The organism is Leptolyngbya sp. DQ-M1 (genome assembly GCF_039962505.1).
Taxonomy (GTDB): Bacteria; Cyanobacteriota; Cyanobacteriia; order Leptolyngbyales; family Leptolyngbyaceae; genus Leptolyngbya.
Map to the genome: position 1 here is coordinate 622,042 of NZ_JAMPLJ010000004.1, position 17,336 is coordinate 639,377.

Consider the following 17,336-nt stretch of genomic DNA (forward strand, 5'->3'; position numbering starts at 1 on the left):
AGAACTTTCCGCTCATGCCTAGCGTTTCCTCCAGGGAATGAGCGGATCTTTCGCAAGATGCGTCGAAACAGCATGAGCACCGTAACGATTGAGGTGGCTTGGATCAGAGAAGAAGTCAGGTGTATTCTTCCAATTCTCAAGCAGATCGCGATACGTAAAGCCAAGTTCCCCAGACATTCGCATCAGATATTGCTGAAACTGCTGTTCTCGCTCACGGCGATAGGAATCGAGATAGTTCTCAGTCAGCGGCAAATTAATCACAACCAAAGGAATGTCCTGTGACTTGGTGTACTGCGCTAGCGATCGCAATGCCTGAGTTTGTGCGCCGTCTAAGTTGAAATTGGCGTAGTCCGCATCGCTTTCTCCCGGAACTCTGGCGTATTTTTGATAGTACGTGACTGGATTAAAGCGCAAAGAAATCGGCAAAAAGCCATTGATATCGATCAAGCCTTGTCCATCTTGAACGATCGTCGATTCTGGATCAGCTTCTGAAGTCGCGATCGGGCTAAAACTAAACGATAAACTGCGCTTAATCAGGGTTTGCAGCTTATCGCGTTGACTCCAAATCGTCGAAAGCTGACCCGTTTGCTGTAAAAGTTGGTCATTAAAAGATTGATAGCGATCGGCAACCGTGGTAGGAGTGCGAACGATCGTCTCTAGAGGTTTTGTGAAGGCTTGCGTGGGACTGGGAGCCGCATCGCTTGCAACTTCGGGCAGCTTGCGATAGCCCGGAGAGGACACGATCGCGTTATACGTCGCATCGGGTCGCCCCTCGTTAAATGCCCGTAGCCCATCGGCAAACAAAATCAGTTTCGGCTGTTTTTCCGATGCCAACAATCGCCGTACAACTAGATCTACAACCTGAATCGTTGCGCCATTGATGCCAAAGTTAAACACTCGCATTCCAGAATAGCCCTGAGTTGCAAGAGCCTGTTCTAGTGCAACTGGATCAACCCCGCGCATTGCTCTTGAACTTCCAACAATCAGCACATCAGGCGCACCATACTGCGCGACGTACTGCCGATACAACACGAACTTTTCATCGATTTGCGGAGCATTGAACGTGGGATACGGCGATCGCGAGGTATCGATCGCGGCTTTCGGCTTCAACGGCGAGGCTAAAAGCGCTGTTGAGCCTGATCCGGGTGTCAGTAACGTCTGGGTCGATTGCGTAAAGCCGGAACCAATGGTATCAAATCCTGCGGATTTTTGCAGAGACAATTGCGGTAACGTCAGTTGCTCTGGTGGCAAAGGAGCAGGCGAAGCGCTCGGAGCCGGTTTCGCGGCAATCAGCGGTTTGACCCATTGCCCCAGCAGCCAATCCGCTTGAACCGTCAGCAAAATCCCCAAGACTGCCCAAACGATCGCCACTCTTGCGTCATTCGGAGCAGACGTATGGGCAGCGCGAGCGGTATTTGGTGCGGTTTCGGATTCGATCGTAAACAGTCGAGTCCGCGCCATTCCCCCCTGAATTGCCTCAGCCACTTGCTCCCAGAGCGTTGGCTCGACATCTTCATACTCTGGAACCGTGAGCGCTCCGGGTTCTCTGGTTAGCAGATCGCCCACATACGCATCTGAAGTCGCAAATTCTGGAGTCGCTTCGGGGGTCGATCGTGTCCGACGAGTGCTATTGAGATCGCGAGAGGCAAAATCAGCGCCGTAGCTCCACAGGGGGCGCTTTTGTCCCGATCGTCGCCCATAAACTCGCACGCCTTGCACATCCGGCAGCTTTAATGCCCGAATAAATTTCACGACTTTTGCGCCCACTTGATTCTGCGACGGGCAAATGGGTGCATCGGTCATAATGTGCAGCAAATCTCCTTTCTGTCGGATTTGCAGCCGAATTCCGCCTGTGGCTAACTGCGTATCGAGATGCGGATTGAGCAAGCGAGTCAGCAAAAACGCGATCGCGCTCAAGTCGCCCTCTTGGGCAAGGAGGCGCGTCGATTCAGACAAAGCGGGATGCTCTGCGGCGGGTAAATCCATCCACTGCACCCAAACCGGCGCATCGGGAATCGACAAGTGCGGCATCGGATTGGGCGTGCCGCTCAGTCCGTAAACTGCCATCGCTCGAATGCCTTGCGGCGCGATCGTGTCGATCAGCGGTGCGATCGCGGCGAAAATTCGCTCTTTTTCGGGGGCATTCAGGCGTTGAGCCGTCACGTGCAGCGTCTTGTCCATCAAGGTGGCAGATAGGTCTACCCCTTGATCCCGCACGGCACTATTCATCAAGCGCGTCAGCGCTTCGACATCGCCCCAACGTGCCCAGTCCTTCAGCATTTCCTGGGGTGGAGTCAGATCGACCCGCAGCACCCATTCTGGCTCCGCTTCTCCCCGAACGCGGCTAAAGACGATCGCATCGCGAAATCCATCCAGTTCTAAGTCCCGCAGCTTTTGGGCGATCGTTTCACTCAGCAGCGATGTGTCGGGACTGTAGACCGATTCGCAGACGACCCACAGACGATTCAGCAGCGCTTGCGGTGTCAGTGAAGCCGTACTGCTCAAGACCGAGGCTAGATTTGCCATTTGAGGCAGTTCGGGTTCTTCGGGCAGCGCTGCCGATTTGACGCTGGCACGCACCGCAACGCCTAACGCAGCTAATGCTTCGCTCAAATAACGCGCGATCGCATCCGGTCTGCCGCGCTTTGCCAGGCCCAAATTGGCAAGCTCGATTGCGACCGTCGTTTCACTCTCGGTTTTCGCGCCTTGTAGATCCTCTAAATAGCGATCGATCTGAGCAACGTGGATCACCTCTGCCCACTCTGGGCGCGGTTCTCCAGCGCGACGACCGTAAAGAATCACCTGATAAACTTTCGGCTGCGAAGGCGGTAGAAGCGTTTCGATCTCGGTTTTTGCCAGTGCCCGAACCAGGTGTTCAAACATCAGAGATCGATCCGGACAGTTGCGCCCTTCCGCTAGGATATAGAGATTATTTCCACGGAGCCGCACTTGTAGCTGAATCTTAGGAATGCCGATCACACGGTAGAGCCACGGCAGCAACGGCAACCGTGATCCAACGGCTCTGGGTGACGAAGAGACTGTATACGGCGATCGATTCCCCATCCGAATTCTGCTTCCCTGTATGATGTTCAACACTCAGCGGCACACCACGAATCAAAACTCGCTTGATTCATGGTCTAAGTTTTTTGCCCTCGATCCGACCTTGCAGCATTTAAGCTTAACTTTTGATTTTGATACACTTTTTTTAGCTATGGTAAGCACAAACTGTGCGATCGACGCAATTTTTTCAGACTCTACTCGATAACTCTAAAGTGCTGCGGCTCCGTCCGCGCGTTGCTGGCTAGCTTTTCAGATCCACGATCCGGCTGAATTCGAGACTTTATCGCTTTAGAAACACCTGGAGAAATGATGCACCGTTTAGACTGTTACTCTAGACACTGGTTTACTTCGCGTTGGAATCTACAATCTAATGAACTCTGACTTCGATCACATTTTCGGCTTTATTGATTCTTTTGTTGATCCTGATGTCGCCTTAAGTGTTGCGACGATTCCCGTTTTGGTCGCTTTGATTGGAGGACACGCGATCGCGCAAACCCTTCAAGAACTCGGCACGATGAGCGAAGAACTATTTCGGGGCGATCGGCTTCCCCATTTGGATTTCCCGCCAAATTCGTGAGCGATCGTCTCCCCAAGCTTACCCTTCTCTCCTAAAATTGTTGAACCCCTCTGGAATACTGTATGAGTTCGACCCGACCCTCTTCTGACGAATTTTCAGCCAGCATCACCACAGCGACCTCTGAAGATGTCACCACGCTGATGTCCGATTTATTTCTGCGTCATCGGCTCAAGATTGTTGAAGACCTTTGGGAAGCGGTGTTGCGCCAAGAGTGCGGGCAAGAACTGGTCGATCTGTTGAATCAACTGCGGCAGATGTGTTCTCCAGAGGGACAAGCGACGACCTTTACCGGGTCTGAAGTGCTGCAGGTCGTGGAAAAGCTCGATCTAAATGAGGCGATTCGGGCGGCTCGCGCTTTCGCGCTCTACTTTCAGTTGATCAATATCGTTGAGCAACACTACGAACAGCGCGATCAGCAGTTGCAATATCGCATGGCGCGTGAGGGACATGCTCAGCCCGATCCGAAACATGAACGGCAGGCGTATGCCACCGAGGAAGATGCCGGACGACCCGAAGCCGACTTTCTAGAAAGAAGTCTGCACGAATCGGCTTCTCGGCGTGAAATTGGCACGTTTCACTGGTTGTTTCCGCGCTTAAAGCAGTTAAATGTCCCACCGCAGCAGATTCAGCGTTTGATTAATCAGCTCGATGTGTGGCTGGTCTTTACCGCGCACCCGACTGAGATTGTGCGCCACACGATTCGCGATAAACAGCGCCGCATCGCCAAGATCCTGCGCCAACTCGATAGCGTCGAAGACAGCTTGAAAGCGGTCGGTCTTTCTTCGTCTTGGGAAGCCGATGCCCTGCGCGATCAGCTCACCGAAGAAATCCGCCTGTGGTGGCGCACCGATGAACTGCATCAGTTTAAGCCCACGGTTTTAGATGAAGTGGATCACGCGCTGCATTACTTCCGAGAAGTGATTTTCGACGCGATTCCGCATCTGTATCAGCGATTAGAAGAGGCGGTTCACGGCTCGTTCCCCAAAATGCAGATGCCGCGCCGCAATTTCTGTCAGTTTGGCTCTTGGGTGGGAGCCGATCGCGATGGCAATCCCTCGGTTACACCGCAAGTCACCTGGCAAACTGCCTGTTATCAAAGACGTATGGTGCTGGAGCGCTATGTTCAATCAATTCAGTCGCTGAGTGACTTGCTGAGTCTGTCGCTGCATTGGAGCGATGTGCTACCGGATTTGCTGGAATCATTAGAACAAGATCAACAGCGAATGCCGGATGTGTACGATCGCTTATCCATCCGCTTTCGCCAAGAACCGTATCGCCTCAAGCTTGCTTATATCCGCAAGCGACTTGAAAATGCGCTCGATCGCAATGATGTTCTCTCAAACGGCGACGGGCTGCAACAGGAAATCCCCGAATACGATGAAGCCACCTTTTATCGATCGGGCGACGATTTCCTGGCTGAACTGCGCCTGATTCAAGGCAATTTGTCTGCAACTGGATTAAGCTGTCGCGATCTCGATCATTTGATCTGTCAAGTCGAAATCTTCGGGTTTAATTTGGCGCATCTGGACATTCGGCAGGAAAGCCCGCGTCATTCCGAAACGATGAATGAAATTGTGGAGTACCTGCAAGTTCTGCCGAAAGCCTACAACGACATGACCGAAGCGGAACGCTGCCAATGGCTGGTCACCGAGCTCCAGACGCGCAGACCGTTAATTCCAACCGAGATGCCTTTTTCCGATCGCACTCGCGAAACGATCGAAACCTTCCGCATGGTTCGCAAACTCCAACAGGAATTTGGTATCGACATTTGCCACACCTACATCATCAGCATGAGTCACGATGTCAGCGACTTGCTGGAAGTGCTGCTGTTTGCCAAAGAAGCGGGACTCTACGATCCTGTGACCGGAGTTGGAGCGATTCAAGTTGTGCCCCTGTTTGAAACGGTTGAGGATTTGCAAAAAGCACCCAGTGTAATGCGCGGCGTGTTTGACTTACCGTTCTATAAGGCATTGTTAGCGGGTGGATTCGAGTCGATCGGAGTTAAAACCGCACTGCAAGAAGTGATGCTGGGCTATTCTGACAGCAACAAAGACTCCGGATTCCTCAGCAGCAATTGGGAGATTCACAAAGCGCAGCAAGCGCTGCAAAGTATTGCAGATGAGCATGGGGTCGTGCTGCGGATCTTCCACGGTCGCGGGGGTTCGGTGGGACGTGGGGGCGGCCCGGCTTACGAAGCAATTTTGGCGCAGCCCGGACATAGTGTGAATGGTCGGATCAAAATTACCGAACAAGGTGAAGTGCTGGCATCAAAGTATTCGCTGCCTGAACTCGCGATTTACAACTTGGAAACGGTAACGACCGCCGTAATTCAGGGCAGTCTGTTACACAATAAGTTTGATGAGATTGCGCCGTGGCAGCAGGTGATGGAAGAGTTAGCGGCACGATCGCGCGCTCACTACCGTGCGCTCATCTACGAACAACCGGACTTTATTGATTTCTTCCATCAAGTCACACCGATCGAGGAAATTAGTCAGCTTCAAATTAGCTCGCGTCCAGCGCGTCGGGGTGGCAAGAAAGATCTCGCTAGTCTGCGGGCGATTCCTTGGGTGTTTAGCTGGACGCAAAGCCGGTTTTTGCTGCCCTCCTGGTACGGTGTGGGTACAGCGCTGCAAGGCTTTCTTGATGAAGCTCCAGAAAAACACATGCAGCTTCTACGGCACTTCTACTACAAATGGCCCTTTTTCAAGATGGCGATTTCCAGAGTAGAAATGACGCTTTCTAAAGTCGATCTGCAAATTGCGGGTCACTATGTTGATGAACTGACGCAGCCTGAAGATCGAGAGCGCTTTGCTCCCGTGTTCGAGCAGATTCGCAACGAGTATCTGCTCACGCGTGAGCTAGTGCTGACGATCACCGGACACAATCGCTTATTAGACGGCGATCCAGAGCTTCAGCGATCGGTGCAGTTACGCAATGGCACGATCGTTCCTCTGGGCTTTTTGCAAGTGTCTCTGCTGAAGCGACTGCGGCAGCATAAAACGCTGGCAGCTTCAGGGGTGGTGCGATCGCGCTACAGCAAAGGTGAACTCCTACGCGGCGCGTTGTTAACCATCAACGGTATTGCTGCGGGGATGAGAAATACGGGCTGATGGGGCTAATTTTATCGCTGGTATTGTGCTCCTATATCCAGCGACGCGACGAATTGCGTCGCTACGATCGCGAATGCAACAAATCGGTGATCCGCCACATTTGTTGTTTGAATGGGTATTACATTGCTTTAAAATTCTCCCTTAACGATTCATCTACTTAGGCAATCTATCCTGAGCGACTAGAAATTATCCGCAAGACTAAGTATCGTAAGCCCTAGCTTTTTTGATTTTGCAGTCTTTAATAAAGTCGTAAATAAAGTCGTACCCCATGAAAGGGTTTTTCAACACCCGTTACTTACTGCTAGCGCTCGCAGTCGCCTTGACGACCGTCCATTTCCAACTGATCTGGAGAACCGGTCATCAGGGGCAATTTTTGGAAGCTTCGATCGTCTGTTGGGCAGCCGCTTGGTTTATGATTTGGCGCAGACGGCAGGAACTCAACTTCAAAAGCACTCCCATCGCTAGCGCGATCGGGCTTGCCTGCATTGCCTGGATATTACTTAGAAGCCTCACTGTCAATGAGTACGACTCATTTATGCGGTTTCTGCCGCTGATGTCTGGAATCAGCGTCGCGCTACTTGCTTCTGGCTTCACGCTCAATTGTTATTGGCGCGAACTCTTGACTCTGGGTTTAATGGCTATCCCCACGACCACCATTCTGTCGCAGTTCGATATCTCTCCGCTCACCGCAGAATTTAGCGGTAGTTTGCTCTGGTATGCAGGCTTTCGCGTCATTCAAGAAGGAGTGTTGCTGCATTTACCGACCGGGAGCGTTGAAGTTTATCCCGGCTGCTCTGGACTTCAGTTGATTTGGCAACACTTATCGCTCGGTATTCTGTTTGTGCTGGTGTTTCCGATCGGCTGGATGCGATCGCTGATTGTGTTGATCGCGGCTGTGCTGATCGCTTTTGTGGTCAACAGCATTCGAGTTGCGCTGATGGCAGTCCTAGTCGCGCAAAACAATCGAGACGCATTCGACTACTGGCATCTTGGAACCGGATCGCTGATTTTTTCATTGATTTCTGTTTCGCTGTTTGGCTTACTGTGCTACGTGCTGTTAGAGCAAGTCGATCGGGCAGAAGAAGAAGAGGAGGTGCAAGCTTGAACTGGGTGAAAACTCGTAATTTTTGGTTAAGCGCAGCGCTCGTAAGCAGCGGTTTGGTGTTGCTCAAGTTGGTGCTCACCCCTGCACAAAAACCGCTGCCACCGAGCTACACATTTCCCACTTCTATTCCTCTGTCTCGCTGGCAATTCGTGCAAGCTAGCCCGATCGGGCAACAAAAGCTCTATACGCCTTCTCTCGCGACCAGCGTGGATGATTTGACTGTTTCAGGACAGCATTACCGCTATCTCCGCAACGGTCAGCCGATCAATATCGAAATGCGCTATCTTCGCAACTACTCCTCAGTCTCGGATATTGTTAAAGACAGTACGGTTGAGATGGAGCGCATTCCGCTTACGCCCGCTCAATCCAGCGTTGGGACGCACGCAGTTTATCAGCGATCGAAGCAATTTTTCATCACGGGCTGCATTCCAGCAACGCGAGAAACAACCATCACAAATGGTCAGCTCCGCAACGCCCAGAATCGTTTCGATGTGCTGGCTCGCCGGGCGCTGCCTTGGTTTCTAGGACAGGTTCCGCTGCGAGATTTGCGCTGTCTTTGGGTGAGAATGTCAACGCCCATAACCTCCACTTCAACGACGAGTTCTGAACCAGAACTCGAACAAGCTTGGGTTGAATGGGTGCAATGGTGGCAAAACAACTATCCGCCTGAATCTTAAGCAACTGGCGCGGCGCATTGCGCCGCGCCAGTATTCCTACTTGCGCTTGCGTTTTCTGCGTCGCTCCATCAATGCTGCCATTGCGATCGCGCTTCCTGATCCCAAAATCGTCAGCGGTTCTGGGATAGGCTTACAATTTCCGCCTGAGCAGCCTGATGGAGTGTCTGGGTTAGACCCACCTCGATCGGAACCAAAAACAAGGGGAAGCAGCAAGAGCGGTGTTGCCCAGAGCGGGCTGACTCCTCCCGAAGAAGGAGCAGGCGGTAACTCAGCAACCACGGATGGCGGTGGCTCTGGCTGCGGCGTGATTTGATCGCTGCCAATTCCGCAGGTTGTATTCTTCATCTGCACCACAAAGTCATCAAAATCCCGGTCTTCCTGCTGGCGGTTTCGCACCAGCCTTGAGCCAGTATCGTCCCAGCCGATCGTGATTCCACTCGTACACAAATCATTCACTCCCCCAGCAAATTGCACCTGCTGTTCGCGATTGGGATTCAGGACATTGTTTGAGTAAACTACGCCAGTCGGACGACCTTTGTAAGTAGATTCTAGATACAGCACGTATCGCTGGTTTGCTCTGAATTTGTACTGCGCTACGGGCTTCGGAACTGCATTGCCAGGCGTGCCCTTGAAGTCGGTAGCCGTTCCAAGGTGGCTGCGGAAAGAGGAAGGCTTGAAGATTGTTTCAGACCCGTCAGAGGGCTGGGTTTCAGTTAGCAACGGCGTTTTCTCTTTTGTGTCCAGGTTAATTACGCCGAAGGTGGATTGATACGCCCCGTGAGATTCGACAAAGTTAGACTCGAGGGTTGTGTCTTGTTCAAATTGAATGCCTGAATTGTTGATGAAAGTAGCAGCATAAGCCGGGAGCGCAATATTACCGACAAGCCAGCTACTGGTAATGCCGATGCTTAATCGCGCTAAAGACGATCGCCGCGCTGAAACACGGCGTTGCGAGGAATGATTTCGCACGATCATAAACTGGGGCAGCTTCGCGTTTGTAGGCGCTGCCGGGGTGGAATGCGGCTCAGGAAAATTCCGGGAACCATGCGGATCAGTTGTCATACGAGGAGACCTTTCAGTAGAACGGAGAGAAATGGGTCGATGCCCCCGTAACCTTGTCGCTTCGCAGAATCGTCATTGCTGTAGAACAGCTCAGTATTTCTAACAGAATCCTGTGGAATTCTCTAGCACTATCTGCATTATTTTACACAAGCTTAAATATTAAACCTGAATATTCACGGAACCTGATATTTTTCACTATTAAGATTTCAATATTATGAATTTTGTAATTCTCAATAGAATTTCTGTTTTCTTTAAAGCATCCAAATAATAAGGGGAGCTTTTTGGCTCCCCGACTTGACATATTTAGCTTCCGTATAGGCTGTTAACTTATGCTCATAGAATACAATTTGCCGCCGCGCGATCGTGCCTCCCGTGGGGTTGAATGTTTCCTCTATCCTTCGATCGAACTGCCGGCATCTTACGGCAGATATTAGTGCGGCTTATAGAACTGGCTGTTAACAAAAAACTCCGATCGTTTGATCGGAGTTCTGCATTTAATCCTCTTCCTGACTGCTACTTTTTGTAGGAGCGGAACGATTGGTAAGCGTACTCTGGGTGGTACAGATGACAGCGATCGGTGATCTCTTTCATCAAACCCCAGGAGAACTTGTACTGCCTTAGCTGAGTCCCCCAAATTTGGGTCAAGCTATGATGAGCCAGCCGCAGATTGTAGGACGGAATCGCTGTACAAAGGTGATGCGGAATGTGGACATTGATATCGTGGCAGAGGAATTCAATCCACTTGGGATAGTCACAATGCACGGTGCCGAACAATTGCGCTTGGGCGGCATCCCATTCTTCTGGCTCTTTAAATTGAATGTCCGGTAAGGTGTGGTGAACCAGCGTAAAGGTACTCATCCAGAAGTGATAAACCAACCAGGGCATCAGCCAGAACTTAACAAAACCCCACGCACCAACCGTTAGAAACAAAGCAGGAAAAGCGATCGCCGCAAACGCAACGACAACCGCGATCGACAATTTCACTTTGCCGTGATCTTTCGGCTTGTAGTTCGCTAGGTTAAAGTGAACGATCGCCCAGTGCAGAACCGATGCTAACCACCAGAGCCGTCCGCGAGTCGTTTTGTAAGCGATTCTTGTAATCGGGTCGAGACTGTCATACACTTCCGGTCGCCACGGTTGCCACGCATTATCCACATCCATTTTGTTGGTGTGATTGTGGTGTTGGTTGTGTGAAATCCGCCAGCAATGGAACGGGTAGATCAACGGAGCCATAAAAATGTGACCAATGAGATCGTTTACCCATTTACGGTTGGCAAACGATCGATGTCCACAGTCATGCGCGATTACAAAAAAGCCAGTGAGTGCCGTTCCGGTAAAAATCCAGGCAAACGGCAGGAGAAACCAGGGAGAAGCCTGAATACTCCAGTAGCCTAAGCCCACCATCAAAACATTGACGATTAAGGTTGTCCAGGCTTTTTGCATATTTTTTTGAAAGCACTCACGCGGTAGCGTCTTGATAATGTCTTTCAATCGAAGTTTTGTTTCGGGACTCGTCAGAGTCGAATAATCGGGCGTGAGCGATGCTGTCATGAACGATCTTTCTCTCCGGAAAGGACTGTAAAAAACACAATCGTTGAGACAAATGCTCGATCAAACATTTGCCGCACGAAAATCAGGCTCCAGGCGACGGCAACCCGATTTCAGATTATTAAAGTATTGTGTTTTCTTATTAAGAAACCTTAATTGTTATACCACGTTTCCTGATCCTGACTTCAGGATTCGTCTTTTCCTTCTGAGGGCAAGCGTCGCCCCCGTCGCTTTCGTGCTTCCATTGCTCGCTCTAGAACGGTCAGTAGTCCTGGTGCTTCTTCCTGTAGCGCTAGTAACAAGCGTTCGCCTTCTTCAAGATCGCCAGGATCTTCGCCGGTTTCCATCACTGCCTTCAAGCGCGGTAAAGCGAGTTCATCCACTAACTCTACGAGGCTATGTAAGCATCGGTTGAACTGGCGCTCGGTCAAAGTAGAATCTTCTAGCGGAAACTCGATGATTGCACGAATCTCGCCGTCTGAGGGATCGTATTCCCACTGCAACATCTTGGTTTCCCAAGAAATTGCCAGCATTGTTTGTAGAATTGCCGCTTTATGCGGATGGTCTTTGACTCCTGACAACACCCGTGGTGCGAACATCTCGAAGAATTCGCCTTCTTCATCGAGTTGGATCACAATCAAAAAATCTTCTAAATTCTCACCATACACTCCGGTCAGAATCCGGCTGCCTTCCTCGTCAATGCGATATTTCCACGCTTTAAGGTCGAGATAACCTGCAATTTGTTGTAAGGTGGCTGCCATAAGAAATTTTTCCGATTCAGTCTTGAACAGTCTAGCGGTCGATGATGGTCGGTTGTCAACTTGTTGGCGATAAAGCCCGATCGACCTGGCGCATTAAGGCTTCAGGCGTTGTGGAATTATCAAGAATGACGTTTGCCCGATCGCGCTTTTGCTTGATCGGCATTTGGCTTTGAATTCGCGCTTGGGCTTGCTCTAGGCTCAACTTTTCACGCTGCATCAGTCGTTGAATTTGCTGCGACTCCGAGCAACAAATCACCCAAATCTCACTCACTAAATCGGTCATATTGGCTTCAAACAGGAGCGGAATCACAAGCACGATCGTTGGGTGAGTTTGAGCAAGACGATCGCACTCGGCTTCAAGCATTTGCCTCACATACGGATGGATCTGCTGCTCTAGCCAAATGCGTTCAGTGGGATTAGAGAAGACGATCGTGCCTAGTTTTGCTCGATCGAGCGTACCATCGATTCGGAGGAGATGAGCGCCATAGCGATCAATGATTTGAGCCAGAATCGGCGATCCCGGTGCGACTGCATCCCGCGCAATCAAATCTGCATCTAGAATCGGTAAACGATGTGCAGCAGCGAGATAATTTGAAACTGTGGTTTTACCCATCCCGATTCCGCCCGTAATTCCGATCCTGCGGGTCAATCCCATGCAAGGTGTCCTCAAATTTCTTGATCTAGTGTAAAGTTCGGGCTGAAGTCTCGATCGAGGTTCTCTTGGCTCATTGGCTTGGCTTAATCACGGCGCTACTAATTGGTGCGGTTCTGCGGTTTTGGAATCTTGACGCAAAACCGCTCTGGATGGATGAGGTGATTACCGCAATCTTTAGCATGGGGCGGAATTATCTTGAAGTGCCAGTAGAGCAGTTTTTTACCGTTGCGGTGTTAGATCAGTTTTTTCAACTGAATCCTACAACCTGCGCGAACATTGCTCAAACAGTTTCGGTACAGTCGGTTCATCCGCCGCTATTTTTTTGCTGGCTGCATCAATGGCTGCAATGGGTTCCGGGCGATTGGGTATGGCGAGCGCGATCACTAAGTGCAGTTGCGGGAGTTGCTGCGATCGCGCTCTCATATGGGCTGAATCGAGTGGCTTTTTCTCCAAGCGCGGGAACGATCGCGGCTCTGGTCATGGCAGTATCACCGTTTGCGATCTATCTCTCTCAAGAAGCACGTCACTATACCATTCCGATATTGTTTGTAATCGTGGCACTCACTGGATTGGTTCGGATTCAACAAGATTTGCTTCAACAGAAGCACTCTTCTAAAATCTGGATGGGTTGGAGCGTTGTAAATGGTGTTGGCTTTTACGTCCATTATTTTTTAGTATTAGCGATCGTCGCTCAGTTTTTCGCGCTGTTGGTGCTGCAAATTCGATTGAAATCGAGGCAACCCTTAACGTTCTGGTGGCAGACTTGGGGTGCGATCGTCCTTGCAGGCTTAGGAATAGTTGCAATCTGCTTTCCCTGGCTCCCAACTTTTATCAGTCATATCAGTCGTCCTGAAACAGATTGGCTAGAAACCTCTACTGCTGCATGGTGGAGCTTTCTAGTTCCGCTATATCAGTTTGTCGCAGGTTGGCTTGTCATGGTGGTAGCGTTTCCGGTGGAGTATCAGCCAGTTTGGATGATTGTGCTATGCGCGATCGCAATGCTGTTGTTGGCAGGCTGGATTGTTTGGTGCATTGTAAAAGGACTAAAGCTCCTGTGGCACGATCCACAAACGCATTGGCAAACATTAGTGCTTGCAAGTTTTGTCATTGCCGTCATTCTTGAATTTGTGGCGATCGTCTACATTCTTGGCAAAGACATTACTCAAGTGCCCCGATACAATTTCATCTACTATCCAGCCGTCTGTGCATTGATCGGAGCAAGCTTTTGGAAGTTGCAGCCTTCTAAGTATGAAAAACCATTGCTGCTGTATTTTGTCGGCGGTTTAAGCTGCGTTTTCGTGGTGTCTAACTTAGTGTTTCTCAAGCCGTTTACGCCTGATCGTGTTGCTAACAATATCTTGTCTAAAGACTGTAGCGCGATCGTCATGAGCTACAACGATTTTCAAGACATTGCTTTAGGATTAGGCTTTGCTTTAGCGATTCAAACTGAGGAGAAACAGCATCCCCAACACTGTCAACCTTCAAGATTTGCATTCGTTTCGCGATCGCAAGGCCATAACACCTTTTGGCAAAAGTTAGCAACACTGAAGGTCGAGACTCCTCCCATTCAAAAATTTTGGGCGATCGCGCCTGGTTTAAGGATGCGTGATTTTCCGGATCAAGTCACCGTTCAGAAGCGGAGATGCGATCGGAATCCAAACCAGCAATACCGCATTGGTATTCCTTATGTTGGCTACGATTGTCGCTAGACTCGCGCTAAATCTGGAAACACTTCTTGTACGGCTGAATGGAACAAATGATGATTCTGCACGTTTAAGCCCTTTGCTAACGCAGAATCAAGATCGAGCGCTGTCATTCCATTGTTCGCTAGCTTTATCACGTAGGGCAATGTACTGTTGTTTAGCGCCTGAGTTGCACTCCAGGGAACAGCTCCGGGCATATTCGGCACCCCATAATGCACGACACCTTCCTCTACATAGGTTGGCGCTGTATGTGAAGTTGGATGCAATGTTTCGATACAGCCGCCTTGATCCACAGCTACATCCACGATGACTGAACCCGATCGCATCTGACTGACCAATTCCCGCGATACTAAAATCGGAGCTTTTCGTCCTGGAATGAGCACAGACCCGATCAGCAAATCCGCCTGCGGTACGAGTTCTTCAATGTGGCTCGAATTGCTATACAGTAGCTCTGCTCGTGAACCGAAAATCGTTTCAAGATAAGACAATCGATCGACATTCACATCCAAAATTGTCACCTGTGCGCCCATCCCGATCGCCATTCTCGCCGCTTCGGTTCCAACAATTCCCCCACCCAGAATCACCACTCGTCCCGGCTTCACTCCCGGAACTCCACCGAGTAACACACCGCGCCCGCCCTGTTGCCGCTCTAAATATCGCGCGCCAAATTGCACCGATAGTCGCCCCGCGATAATGCTCATCGGCGTTAACAACGGCAAGCGTCTATCTGGAAGTTCAACCGTTTCGTAAGCGATCGCACTTACACCAGAATCAAGCAAATGTTCGGTTAAGCGGCGATTGGCAGCTAAATGCAAATACGTAAACAGAATTTTGCCTTTCTGAAGGTAATGATATTCGGAAACTAACGGCTCTTTCACCTTGATCACAAGCTCTCGATCCCAAGCCTCCTGGGTATGCGTCACGATCGTCGCGCCTGCCTGTGTATAATCTGCATCGCTAAATCCCGATCCGATTCCCGCATGCGACTCTACAAACACCGAGTGCCCTTGTTCAACTAGCACTCGGACACTGCTTGGACTTAATCCCACGCGAAACTCTTGATCCTTCGTTTCCTTCGGCACACCAATTTCCATGATCAACCTCGATCGACAAGCTATCTATAGCTTAATCGGCAATCTCCATGTGAATCGTAGTCCAATGCAGGACGAGTTTAGAATAAGATGAAGAACTGTTTAGATCCGCTTTCTAAACGGGTTTGCACTCCACGTTAAGCAGAGGCTTTTTGATCATGACTCAAATTCAACCCACCACAACTCCTAAGCTAGAGAATCCAAAGTTCGGCTTCAATGATTACGCAGAACGCTTGAACGGACGTGCAGCAATGATTGGATTTGTCGCGACGCTGATTGTAGAATACGTCACCGGACAAGGGCTGTTGACCTGGTTAGGTCTGATTTAGAAATTTCGGAGTTTTGCTGAAATCTCAGCCAAAATTCAGCCTCTTAAGAATAAATTCAGAGCAAGACTGAGAGACTCTACCGTCTCTCAGTCGATCACTTTAAAATAAGATAAAGCGCAAGCCGGAAAACGCTATGAACGCTCTATGGTTCCACGTTCTAAGAACGATTTATCGTAAAGAACCCATTTCTGCCTTTATTCTCACCGCAGGCATGATGAACGTTGCGATCGGCGGCATTGACCACAGCACTTCGCTCGCCGTGTTCGGATTCAGCACCGTAACGATCGCGCTCATTCTCCGCTGGTGGTCGCTGTCTCGACGACCTGAACCCATTCGAGTCACCCCCTCTGCTCGATCCGGACAAGTCCCCGTTCGCGCTCTACCTGAAACCTCATCCGCGCGATCACTCCCCCCTTTATCGATGCCTAAAAAGCCACGCTAAACAATGAATTCTGTTCTGAAAATCGGTGAAGCTGCTGCAAAAAGCGGTCTACCTGTAAAAACAATTCGCTACTACGACGATATCGGACTGCTCACACCGACTGTCGAGCGATCGCAGTCCGGCTACCGCTTATTTATGCCTCAAGTGATTGAGCGTCTTGCTTTTATCAAAAGAGCGCAGTCTCTAGGATTGAGCTTGATTGAGGTGAAAGAAATTTTGGCGGTACACGATCAGGGAATTTTGCCCTGCGAAAAAGTCAAAGAACAAATCGAAGACAAAGTGGCTCAAATCACCGCGCAAATCGAACAACTCCATACGCTCCGGGCTGAACTGCAAAGCGTTCTTTCTCAATGGCAAGAGCAGCCCGCACCAGAACTAATCCACACCAAAATTTGCCCCAACCTTGAAGCAGATATGAATTAATTGATAGATCGTTCTAGAGAGAGTCGTTAAGCCTACTCCTCTTGCCTAGCGTGTGAACTAGAAGCAAGTCAAAGGAGCGCAAAATGCACCCCACCACACAACCCCCTACGATCGAGGACAATGATCATAAGTTAAGGCAGATTGGTAAAGTCCTACGCTTAATTGGATGGCTCGGCGTGATCACGCAGCTTGGATTGGCGATCGTCGCCGCAGTTCTGCTGCTATTTGCGATCGCAGGACGAAGTTTTAATCAAGCCGCAGCGAATTTTATCGCTCCGGGCGCACCCGTTGATAACTTCGGCAGCGTCACGACACCAGGACTCGGAATCGGCATCTTCTGGGCAGTCTGCGGCATTGCCACGTTACTATTCACGGCTTTTCTGGCGTTTCGGCACACTTTATTTGCGCGGCGACTTCGCCATCCGAGCACAGAGCGCCATCCCAAAAAAAGCGACGTGATGCAAGTGCTACGACTTGGCATCATCGCTGGATTTCTCGGCATGGCGTTCACCATCTTAGGCAGCGGCACAACTTTAGGAGTCCTGCTGTCGAAAGCAATTTCCCAACCCCAAGGAGTCGCCATCTATGACCCCGCCCGGATTATTCGTCCACTAGATGTCTTTGTGGCGATGTCAAACATCATCGGAGTTACGGCGCACTTTCTGGGCACGATCGCCTCAGTTGCCACCGTCAATTGGCTGCATCGCCAGTAGCAAGCTTTACCTTTTCTTCAGATCTCGTCTGCATCGAAGTGGTTTTCCTTGGGTACTCTGAACCAGACAGAACTCGAAAT

At 50.3% G+C, this 17,336-nt stretch carries 15 protein-coding genes; 9 read left to right on the plus strand and 6 right to left on the minus strand.

Annotated elements, in window-relative coordinates:
• Positions 1 to 18 precede the first annotated feature (18 nt).
• A complete protein-coding gene (locus NC981_RS16200; protein WP_348243894.1) occupies positions 19 to 3,096 on the minus strand; it encodes a DUF1574 domain-containing protein in 3,078 nt (1,025 codons plus the stop codon).
• A gap of 334 nt (positions 3,097 to 3,430) precedes the next feature.
• Here NC981_RS16200 and NC981_RS16205 point away from each other — a divergent pair, with 334 nt between their 5' ends.
• The 4 genes from NC981_RS16205 to NC981_RS16220 all read left to right on the plus strand — a co-directional run bounded on the left by NC981_RS16205 (position 3,431) and on the right by NC981_RS16220 (position 8,529).
• Positions 3,431 to 3,637 carry a hypothetical protein gene (locus tag NC981_RS16205; protein ID WP_190377968.1) on the plus strand — a complete coding sequence of 69 codons (207 nt, stop codon included), beginning with the start codon at positions 3,431 to 3,433 and terminating at the stop codon, positions 3,635 to 3,637.
• A 62-nt stretch (positions 3,638 to 3,699) separates the two neighbouring features.
• The gene (ppc, locus tag NC981_RS16210; protein WP_348243895.1) at positions 3,700 to 6,747 is read left to right on the plus strand and encodes a phosphoenolpyruvate carboxylase; all 3,048 of its coding nucleotides are present in this window, start codon (positions 3,700 to 3,702) and stop codon (positions 6,745 to 6,747) included.
• Positions 6,748 to 7,015: 268 nt separating this feature from the next.
• Positions 7,016 to 7,852: a cyanoexosortase A gene (crtA, locus tag NC981_RS16215; RefSeq protein WP_348243896.1), complete on the plus strand. Its 837-nt coding sequence runs from the start codon at positions 7,016 to 7,018 to the stop codon at positions 7,850 to 7,852.
• A 5-nt stretch (positions 7,853 to 7,857) separates the two neighbouring features.
• A complete protein-coding gene (locus NC981_RS16220) occupies positions 7,858 to 8,529 on the plus strand; it encodes a cyanoexosortase A system-associated protein (RefSeq protein WP_348243954.1) in 672 nt (223 codons plus the stop codon).
• A 36-nt stretch (positions 8,530 to 8,565) separates the two neighbouring features.
• Here NC981_RS16220 and NC981_RS16225 read toward each other — a convergent pair whose 3' ends face one another.
• The 4 genes from NC981_RS16225 to coaE all read right to left on the minus strand — a co-directional run bounded on the left by NC981_RS16225 (position 8,566) and on the right by coaE (position 12,549).
• Positions 8,566 to 9,591, minus strand: a complete 1,026-nt coding sequence (locus tag NC981_RS16225) for a PEP-CTERM sorting domain-containing protein (protein ID WP_348243897.1) — start codon at positions 9,589 to 9,591, stop codon at positions 8,566 to 8,568.
• A gap of 513 nt (positions 9,592 to 10,104) precedes the next feature.
• A complete protein-coding gene (locus NC981_RS16230) occupies positions 10,105 to 11,142 on the minus strand; it encodes a fatty acid desaturase (RefSeq protein ID WP_348243898.1) in 1,038 nt (345 codons plus the stop codon).
• 182 nt (positions 11,143 to 11,324) lie between these two features.
• On the minus strand, positions 11,325 to 11,900 hold the full coding sequence (locus NC981_RS16235; protein ID WP_190377974.1) for a hypothetical protein: 576 nt from the start codon (positions 11,898 to 11,900) through the stop codon (positions 11,325 to 11,327).
• 55 nt (positions 11,901 to 11,955) lie between these two features.
• Complete coding sequence (gene coaE, locus NC981_RS16240) at positions 11,956 to 12,549, minus strand: dephospho-CoA kinase (RefSeq protein WP_348243955.1); 594 nt, start codon at positions 12,547 to 12,549, stop codon at positions 11,956 to 11,958.
• A 71-nt stretch (positions 12,550 to 12,620) separates the two neighbouring features.
• Here coaE and NC981_RS16245 point away from each other — a divergent pair, with 71 nt between their 5' ends.
• On the plus strand, positions 12,621 to 14,264 hold the full coding sequence (locus NC981_RS16245; RefSeq protein ID WP_348243899.1) for a glycosyltransferase family 39 protein: 1,644 nt from the start codon (positions 12,621 to 12,623) through the stop codon (positions 14,262 to 14,264).
• On the opposite strand, the gene ald is transcribed toward NC981_RS16245, so the two are convergent.
• Positions 14,261 to 15,352 carry an alanine dehydrogenase gene (ald, locus tag NC981_RS16250; RefSeq protein WP_348243900.1) on the minus strand — a complete coding sequence of 364 codons (1,092 nt, stop codon included), beginning with the start codon at positions 15,350 to 15,352 and terminating at the stop codon, positions 14,261 to 14,263. The two genes, NC981_RS16245 and ald, sit on opposite strands and share 4 nt — an antisense overlap.
• Before the next feature lie 155 nt (positions 15,353 to 15,507).
• Between ald and NC981_RS16255 the strand changes: the two genes are divergently transcribed.
• The 4 genes from NC981_RS16255 (at position 15,508) to NC981_RS16270 (ending at position 17,256) form a co-directional block, all read left to right on the plus strand.
• Positions 15,508 to 15,678 (plus strand): chlorophyll a/b-binding protein, encoded by a 171-nt coding sequence (locus tag NC981_RS16255; protein WP_348243901.1) that lies wholly within the window; start codon positions 15,508 to 15,510, stop codon positions 15,676 to 15,678.
• Positions 15,679 to 15,811: 133 nt separating this feature from the next.
• Positions 15,812 to 16,120: a hypothetical protein gene (locus tag NC981_RS16260; protein ID WP_348243902.1), complete on the plus strand. Its 309-nt coding sequence runs from the start codon at positions 15,812 to 15,814 to the stop codon at positions 16,118 to 16,120.
• Between the two features lie 3 nt (positions 16,121 to 16,123).
• Positions 16,124 to 16,543: a heavy metal-responsive transcriptional regulator gene (locus NC981_RS16265; RefSeq protein WP_348243903.1), complete on the plus strand. Its 420-nt coding sequence runs from the start codon at positions 16,124 to 16,126 to the stop codon at positions 16,541 to 16,543.
• A gap of 83 nt (positions 16,544 to 16,626) precedes the next feature.
• A complete protein-coding gene (locus NC981_RS16270; RefSeq protein WP_348243904.1) occupies positions 16,627 to 17,256 on the plus strand; it encodes a DUF3611 family protein in 630 nt (209 codons plus the stop codon).
• The last annotated feature ends 80 nt before the right edge of the window (positions 17,257 to 17,336 follow it).